We start from the raw sequence: 1016 nt of genomic DNA, 5'->3' as shown, positions 1-1016 counted from the left end.
TCATACGCCGGTACCGGGTCGGTGTCCGCGGCCGTGTCCGGGTTCACCGTGCTCGACGTGCTCGATGTGCTGGACGTGTTCGGACGAGTGTCGTTTGTCCTTCCACCGCCGGAGAGGGCGTCTCTGCCGGCGCCGATCCCGCCGAACGTCATGCCGTTCAACATCGACGACACCACGGTCGGGGCGAGGATGTTGGTATCGATCTGACCGTTCATGATGCCACCGACGATCACCTCGGTGGCGAGTTCCTCACCCGCGTTGCCAACCAGACCCCCACCGGCCCCGAGTGCCTTACCACCCTTCCCACCGGGAAGATGCGACGTGAGGCTCTTACCCCCGACATCCGTGTTACGACCCACCCGGCGCATACCCGCCCCGCCCAGGCCGAACAGCCCACTGACCAGACTCTCCAACGCCCCCGACGCCGCCGCGTCGCCGGTGTTCTTGTTGTTCCACCCCCGCTGATACTTCTTACCCCGGTTCACCAACTGCGCCGTCACATCAACCAACAACTCGTACAAAATGTTGAACGCCGCAGTCAGACTCGCCTTCGCCGCCAACCGCGTGAACAGCTGAAAAAGGCCCATCCGGATCGTCGGAGCCTTCGCCAACCACTCAAACAAAAAAGCCGGATTGATCCAGAACAACTTCAACGCGACGATCAACTCGAACAACAACAGGGCCGTGATCGCCACCACCGTGATGATCACATAATTGAACAACGCCGAGAACTGATTCATCATCTGCGCCATCGTGCGCACATAATCCGGCGCCGCCCCCAACGACGCCGCCACATCCTCCGACGACTTGACGAAAGCCTCTTCAGCCTCGCCCATCACACCCGAACGAATCGACCGCACACCATCAAGAAACTCGAGACCCGCCTCATCCAGAAAATCCGCAACCTGGTGCAACTCCTGCGCCAGAGCATAAAACCGCTCCGGCTGCAGACCCGGAAGCTCCTCACCATAAAACCACTTGAAGAACTCCGCCAGATCCTCAGAACTCTGAAAAGC

Annotated in this window: 1 protein-coding gene; it reads right to left on the bottom strand. The window is 60.2% G+C overall.

Annotation, left to right across the window (positions count from 1 at the left end; genetic code table 11):
- The coding region (locus tag V6U86_RS33275) for a hypothetical protein (protein WP_334510521.1) at nt 1-1016 on the bottom strand (1016 nt) is incomplete at both ends.

The organism is Micromonospora sp. CPCC 205558 (assembly GCF_036902955.1).
Lineage (GTDB): Bacteria > Actinomycetota > Actinomycetes > Mycobacteriales > Micromonosporaceae > Micromonospora.
This window is presented reverse-complemented; position numbering and strand designations above follow the sequence as displayed.